This is a genomic window from Pseudoalteromonas sp. S558, assembly GCF_005886635.1.
GTDB classification, from domain to species: domain Bacteria; phylum Pseudomonadota; class Gammaproteobacteria; order Enterobacterales; family Alteromonadaceae; genus Pseudoalteromonas; species Pseudoalteromonas aliena.
This window is the reverse complement of sequence record NZ_PNDU01000130.1, coordinates 1-7,604: the sequence shown is the minus strand read 5'-3', so window position 1 is coordinate 7,604 and position 7,604 is coordinate 1. Positions and strand designations below refer to the sequence as shown.

At 37.7% G+C, this 7,604-nt stretch carries 4 protein-coding genes; 1 reads left to right on the top strand and 3 read right to left on the bottom strand.

Annotated elements, in window-relative coordinates:
- Positions 1–315: 315 nt before the first annotated feature.
- From lodB to CWB66_RS10360, 3 genes are all read right to left on the bottom strand, one after another.
- The gene (lodB, locus tag CWB66_RS10370; RefSeq protein WP_138585327.1) at positions 316–1,431 is read right to left on the bottom strand and encodes a lysine-epsilon-oxidase maturase LodB; all 1,116 of its coding nucleotides are present in this window, start codon (positions 1,429–1,431) and stop codon (positions 316–318) included.
- 5 nt (positions 1,432–1,436) lie between these two features.
- Complete coding sequence (gene lodA, locus CWB66_RS10365) at positions 1,437–3,521, bottom strand: CTQ-dependent lysine 6-oxidase LodA (protein ID WP_138585326.1); 2,085 nt, start codon at positions 3,519–3,521, stop codon at positions 1,437–1,439.
- A 412-nt stretch (positions 3,522–3,933) separates the two neighbouring features.
- Positions 3,934–6,114 (bottom strand): GAF domain-containing hybrid sensor histidine kinase/response regulator, encoded by a 2,181-nt coding sequence (locus CWB66_RS10360; protein ID WP_138585325.1) that lies wholly within the window; start codon positions 6,112–6,114, stop codon positions 3,934–3,936.
- Between the two features lie 369 nt (positions 6,115–6,483).
- Here CWB66_RS10360 and CWB66_RS10355 point away from each other — a divergent pair, with 369 nt between their 5' ends.
- Positions 6,484–7,458 (top strand): DNA topoisomerase IB, encoded by a 975-nt coding sequence (locus tag CWB66_RS10355; RefSeq protein WP_138585324.1) that lies wholly within the window; start codon positions 6,484–6,486, stop codon positions 7,456–7,458.
- The last annotated feature ends 146 nt before the right edge of the window (positions 7,459–7,604 follow it).

Below are 7,604 nucleotides of genomic sequence, written 5' to 3'. Positions count from 1 at the left end.
ACGGGCAAGGGCGTGTTGGCCTTTGTGGATTAAAATTCATTCAATCTAGGGGCGATTTAATCGCGGCGCGAGGTTTGTAACCTAGTGGGCTCGGTAACTGCTCCTGCGTTACTCTAATGGCTTACATCCCTGTAAGAATAAGTAAAAACCGAGCAAAGCTTCGGGGTCCTGCTCACGCCCCTTACCTACATCCGTGAATGCAACAAAGAGTTAGTCGCCTCTGAAATAACCTAAAGGGTACGCATGTTTGGCATTTATGCTGCAGAAAAGCGGCCAGCGACAGCCGCTCTTAAGTTATTGTCTAAGTCACTTGATTTATAGTTGCTGCCGTTTAGCCCAAAATGATACATCGCTCCAGCGCTGCTCTTTGTTGTAAAACTGCAGCTTTAAATTTAAGTATTGCTCAAATTGGCGAGCTAGATCTTGCTGATATGTTTGACTGTTTGTATTAAAGCCATTAGTGCTAGTTGAGTTGCCTATGATGGTTGCCACCTGGCAACCTGAGGTCATAGCAAAACCAAGGCCCATTGATGAAATAGGATCAAAAGCACAGGCAGCATCACCAACAGGTAAGTAGTTTTTTATATGCGTAAAATGGTTAAAGTGTGTTCCCGCAGGTCTGATCCATAGGTTATCATCAATAAAGTGTAAACCTTCTATTCTTCTAGACATATACTCACTCTTTTCGAGGTGGTTTTGCCATTGTTGTTTTCGGTTTAATTTCATCTTTGAAATTAACTCGAAGTCACTAAAATAGGTAACAACAAGAATGCGATCGGATAGGGCTGCACTATACCACCAGCCAAACTCGTCACTTTCGATAAGCTGAATTTGCTCAAGTAATGTGGTATCTGTTTTATAAAAAGCTCCAACTCCAGTTAGTCGGTCGTATTGCGTAACCGATGCACCTAAAGATTTACTCAGCGACGAATTTCGTCCAGAAGCATCCACTAGGTATTTACAAACTATTTCAAACTTGCCCCGTTCAGGATGACTAACTTCAACAAGGTAACGGTCATCTTTTAATTGCGTCACTGTTTTGCTTTTAGTTCTTGGAAATACAATGCCGCCACGGCTTAGTACATTTTCAAGCAGTGTTAAATCAAATATCTCTCGATTAACTTGAAAAGTTGCTCGATCTGGCGCAAAAATAGCGTGCCGATTGGCAGACTTATCACTGCCCCAAAATGCACTATTGCCTTGTGTGGGAGTAAAACAATTAGGAGCAAAGCTAGATTTTGGGACTTGCAAATAATCCAATACCGAAAAAATGCTTGCGGAGACGCTTTCACCAATTCGAAGTCGTTGTAGATCAGACCCTTCTATTAATGTTACTGATAAGTCTGTGTGATTGAGCAAGTTTAATGCTGTGCAGGCCCCACTGGGGCCTGCACCAACAACCAGCACATCACATTCGTGTGCATTAATCATCTTAATTACCGTCTTGTACGAGTACCGCTGCGTGGTACGGATCTGCCTGCTGGTTTCGCCGTAATGGGTTTAGACATTTTCTCTTCTAGTCCTTTAAGCAATGCTTTTGCTTTAGAGCAGCCAGATGAGAGATGGCTTTTAACATCTTCTGGAATGTAAAAAACAGGGATATCTGTTCCATTATCTTGTAGATTTCCGGTAATATCAGATACGGGGACGTCTTTATAAGCGAATAATTGGTGGTTACGCTCAGTCTCAGTAAAGAACGGGAAATTAGGTTCTTGAGCGTTTTGATTACGAATAAAGCCAAGTGCAGACCAATTTTCCACCATTTGCACAAAACTATTAATACCCCGTGCATAGTTCACTTGTTGGCCTGCTGGTAAATGGGTAGCTGATTGATCATCTAACTGATTTGTTAGTACATCCCATGGGCTTTGTGGTGGCCACCAGTAACTGTAATAACTAGGTACGAGGGGCACCATATGCGGGTTTTCTTCTGTCCCTTCATTGACTTTATTAATTGTTGGCTCAGTGAAGTTAACATTTTGAACCGTACAATTGAAAAAGTCAGCCTGCCATGGACAGGCCATGCGTTTGGTTAAATCACCAGGCTGGCACCCACCACCTTCACATTCATCACGAGAAGGGGTTAAGCCGCTTGGGAAACCATGGCCCATACTTTGATCTTTAATAACATAAGGTGCCGCGTAAACTACCGGATTTTGTAAACTCCAAGTGACTTCAATACCTGGACACATTGGCAAACCAACACAATTACCAGCACTGCCTTGGTCAGCTTGAAATACACCAAAACTATCTAGTGCTGATGTGGTTGAGGGTGGTTTTTCATTTGAGAAATTCCCACTGGCCCATTGGCTTAATAAGAAATATTGAGTCTGAGTTAAGGTTAGAAACTTATCGACAATATTATCTTCGGCATTACTGACAGAGTTACTGCCTGAATTCATCGGCATTAATGGCAGATGGCCTTCAGCTCCATGTTCAAACAGCTGTTGATTGGTTTGTTCAAAAGGTGGTGTTTGTTGTACTGTTGCTAGATCGACCGGCCTTCTGAAATATTTAAAGTATGCTTGCCTATTGGCTTTGTTCTCTTGTGAGTTATCTTTAAAGTCAAAAATATTTGACACGAATGCCGACATTGATTGAACGTTAGAAACCCACTGGTAGCGGCTAATACGCTGAACTATTGGTTCAATATCACGATAATAGTTAGCTTGATAAGACGGTTGAAATTCTCCGTTGCTATACATCTCTGAACATAGGTTTTGCTCTCGAATTGCAACGTCAAACATAGTGTCACTCAAATTAGAAATGTTTACAATTTCTGGTGCAAAATCGGGCGATCCTATAATTATCCATGCTGATAGTTTTAATTCTTTACCGTCGTTAAAGGTGATGGTGCAATAGACCGTGCCATCGGCCGTATCATCATGCCAAGTATCAGCACCACCGTATGACTCTAGTGGTTCATTACCGCCTGCACTACCGTAGCCACCAATTACAATTAAACGGCCTTCATTATCAGTTAATATATCCCCCAAAGATTTAATTTCAGTCCCTTGGCAGGGGGGTGGTGGAAAGCTGACGGGGTAGTTATTGGGGGCACCTGTTTTATCAAAGGTTGCTTTGGCGTTTGCGCCGAATATTGTTCTTGGTCCTGGATCAATAATTAAGCTGTGGCGATTGGTCTCAGCTGCATTACGCAAAGGCGTGCCGCGACTATGGTAGCTATTATCATCTCCTAACAGTAGATTACCTTGTAATTCATTGAATTCGTACCAAGCCGCTTTTTTATTCGCAATGTGCACAGTCCATGTGATCGCTTTTACATTATCATTTGTTAAAGTGAGCTCGTTATTGTCTTCGTCAATAATTTTAAACGGCTGGCCTTGTCTTCGGATCTGTCCTTTGGAATCCTTAAAGTTGCTTACTGGGCTATCGATTTTATTGCCCCATTCATCGGCTTCAAAGGGTAAACCACCTATTTTATCCGGTGCTAAATAAAATTGGCCTTCGCTATTGCCAAGTCTAGCCACACCAACAGAAGGGTGAAGTGAATAGTTCATATTTATATCCTTTAGATACATTAACTACTGTATATAACAAAGCACCTGTTAAAAATAATTTTAACAAAGCTCACTAATTGGGCTGAAAAAGTATCAGCAGAGTAAATAAATGTAGCAGCAAAGTAGGAATAAACATATTTCACTTTATTACACGACATAGCTTCGCTTTGATTTTTCCTAGTTTAAGCTCGGGCCTTTGTAATGCTCTAAACTGCCGTATTATGGGATTGAGGTTAGCGCAGCTTTATTGTAAATGTCGCTTACGAAAGCTATCTTTTTAAGTGGTGAGTTAAGCGAGTTTATGCGCTTTTTTATAAAGCTTATTAAGATTTAAAATAGGTTGCTTGATTAGTCATCTTTGCAATCCTTATATCGCTATGTTTATTGGGGTGAAGCAGGCTATAGACAAGTCTTATAAAAGTTTAAGCTGCTTGGATAAAAATAAGGTTGTTACATCAGCTATTTTAATAAGTGACTCTTTATCTGTATGGGTCCATGATACTTTTGAGCCAACACTTTCGCAGCAAACAACACCTAATGGCCTTTTGTCGATAAAGAAAATATAATCAAGTAAGGAACACACATTACAGGGTTCAAAGTATACTTTAGTGAAATCTTTTGTTATTTCATTATTTTTTGCATCAGAAGCATCAAGTACTTGGTTGCTTAAAATATAGTTAAAGTACGCAGGAAAGTCCTGAGCCTTTAAAACCATGTCCAGAATTACCTCATCATTTTCATCAAGGCACATTAAACAATTTATTGCCGTATAGTCGTTATTAAATAGCCAAAGACTGACTCTATTAGCATTTGGGATGAGTCTTTTTAATTCTCTACAGGTTTGGTTTAGCTTTAATTGACTTGAAATATTAGGATCACTTATTTTAACTGCTAAATTTTTGAGAGTAATTTTTTTTTGGTTATATACATTGAGAAGACTATTGAGCTTTTCTTTATCAAATGGTTTCATTAAATAACCATCCATGCCAATGTCTAGATAATGCTCAATATCTTGCTTCATTGTATTGGCGGTCATCGCGATAATAGGGGTTACTGTGTTTGTTTGCTTAGATCTGATTAATTTAGTCGCTTCTACTCCATCCATTTCTGGCATTTGAATATCCATGAAAATTAAATCAACAGAATTAGCGAAAAAATAGTCAACACACTCTTTACCATTTTCGGTGATCACTATATTAGCATTGTGAGCTTGTAGCATTTTACTGACTATAATTTGATTTACTTTATTATCCTCTGCGACTAACACCGTACAGCCCTGTAAATCTGTTATTTCTTTTTTCTGTTTTATGATTTCACATGCTTGAGAAACTTCAAAATTTTGTTGATAGCTAAATACAGAGCCTTCTCCTTCTTGGCTTGTAAAATTAATTTTGCCATTCATTAAGCTACTTAATTTTGCACAGATTGCTAAGCCAAGGCCAGTGCCGCCGTACCTTCTTGAGGTTGATGCATCGGCTTGATGAAATTCTTGAAACAAATTACGCTGTGCGGTTTTGCTAATGCCAATTCCTGTATCAATAACTTCAAATAAAATATCTTGTGTATTTATTGAGTTTTTTTTCACACAAACTTTTAAATTTACCAAACCTTGTTTGGTAAATTTAATTGCATTTGAGCATAGATTATTTAAAATTTGAGAGATCCGAATAGGATCACCTTTTAAGGTAACAGCGACATTTTCATCTACAGTTAAAACAAACTTAATACCTTTATCACTTGCTTGTTTTTTAAGAGATTGAGCCGCATCGTTAATAATTTCATGGAGGTTAAAATTAATATTTTCAATATCCAATTTGCCAGCTTCAATTTTTGAAAAGTCTAAAATATCATTAACAATACTTGATAATAAATTTGCAGAATTTAATATACTTTTTAAAGCGTTGTCTTTCTCTATGCTGGTAAGCTCAGTTAGTCCAAATTCAGCTAAATTCAAAATTCCATGTAGGGGAGTTCTGAGCTCGTGTGACATATTAGCCAAAAATTGGCCTTTTAAAGTATTCGCTATATCGGCTTCTTTTTTTAGTTCTTCTAGTTTTTTATTATATAATTTTTGTTTTTCAAGTGATGCAGTAAGTTTTTTATTGTTTGCTCTTAGTTCAAGTTGTGCAATTACTTCTTTGCCAAGTATAGTTAAGGCGTTAACTTGTCTGGCGTTTAGTTTTTTTGGCTTGTCACTGATAACACACAAGGTCCCAATTGTGCTGCCTTTTGGAGTAACCAGTGGCGTTCCTGCATAAAATCGTATGTTTGGCTCACCCATAACGAGAGGATTATCGTGAAAACGCTCGTCAAGTAGTGCGTCTTGAATTTCGAATACTTGATCTTGAAGTATTGTATGAGAGCAAAATGCAATATCCCTCTCAGTCTCATCTACCTCTATGCCATATTTTGATTTAAACCACTGCCTTTCTGGATCGACTAAACTAATAAGCGATATGGGCGTTTCACAAATATCAGAAGCAAGTTGAGTTAAATCATCAAATACTTTTTCGGCTTCAGTATCTAAGATCTCATACTCATACAAGTCTTGTAGTCTTGATTCTTCATTTTGAGGGGTTTGTGCTTTTATCATCGTTTCCTCCTGTGTTTATATATCTAATATAGGAGTTATTACATAAGAATAGCAACTTTGTTACTTAAATTAGGCTAAAAGTTATAGGTATTAAATTGCTCACTTTATACTTTTATAATCACTTATTTTTGCTTCTTTTCTCATTAATTTTTTCTTAAATTAATTGTGCGTAATTTAGTTATAGAACGTAGTAAGAAATGTTTATTAATGGGTATCGTATTGTTCTAGGAAGAGTTCAAAAATATATCTACAGATAAGTTTATTAATACGTTGGACAGTCATTATTATTTGCAGCAGTAGGATTTAAATAGGTTCGTGGATATTAGCTTTTTATTACTTACGCGGTTTTTACATGTTTGAAGGGCTGAAATGAAGTTAATTTACGTTGATGATAACTTGCCGGGAATAACCCGAAAGCGAGATGATAAAAGCTGGATTTATTATGATCCAGCAGGTAACAAAATAACGATAAAACAAGAAATCACTAGGTTAAATACCTTGGCATTTCCACCTGCTTATAAAGATGTATGGCTTTGCCCTGAGGAAAATGGGCATATTCTAGCAACAGGGTACGACACAAAAGGAAGAAAACAGTACCTATACCATCCCGAGTTTAGGGAGCAACAAGAGCTTAAAAAGTTTGAAGCATGTGCATTATTTGGCAATAAGCTTACGCTATTAAGAGCAAAGCTGGCGGAGTGCCTACAGGGGAATGAACTCGATTACGAACGTACTTTAGCCGCTGTTATTAGATTAATGGATCTAGGGGCCCTGCGTATTGGTTCGAAAAAAAATGCCAACAAGAATAATAGCTTTGGTGCAACAACATTGCGTAATCGACATGTAAAGCTAACGGGAAAAAGAATTCGCTTAAAGTATAAAGCGAAGTCAGGAAAGGTCAGAGAGGTAAATATAACCGACAAAATATTAAGTTCTATTATCGAAGATCTACAAGATTTACCTGGACAGATCTTATTTCAGTATGTTGATGGCTCTCAACGCACGGATGTGACATCACGAGAGGTAAATAATTTTATTCAGCGTGTTATGGGGGAGCAATTTAGTGCAAAGCACTTTAGAACTTGGCGAGCCAGTGTATTAGCGTTTGAGACGCTGTACAAAGCAAATGGTAAGGTTGATCTTAAAGAGCTGCTAGATGTTGTTTCGAGTAATTTAGGAAATACCCCAGCAATTGCGCGTAATTCATATATTCATCCAAACCTCATTGAGTTATGTAAAGAAGATAATGAAGCTCAGCAGCAGTTTAGAGAAAGCTTAAAATTACCGCGTAAAACAAAGTGCTTGAGCCGCTATGAACGAGGCTTTTTAGCTTTTCTTAAATAAATATTTTAATTTTTAAAAACATTGTAAAGCTGTAATAGTCATTAAGGCTAGTTACAGCTTATCCCTCTCTGTCAGACTAGTTGTCGCGCTTAATATTTAACCATTAAATAGAGGTTGGTGTGTATCAATGAATCATTATTCATCGC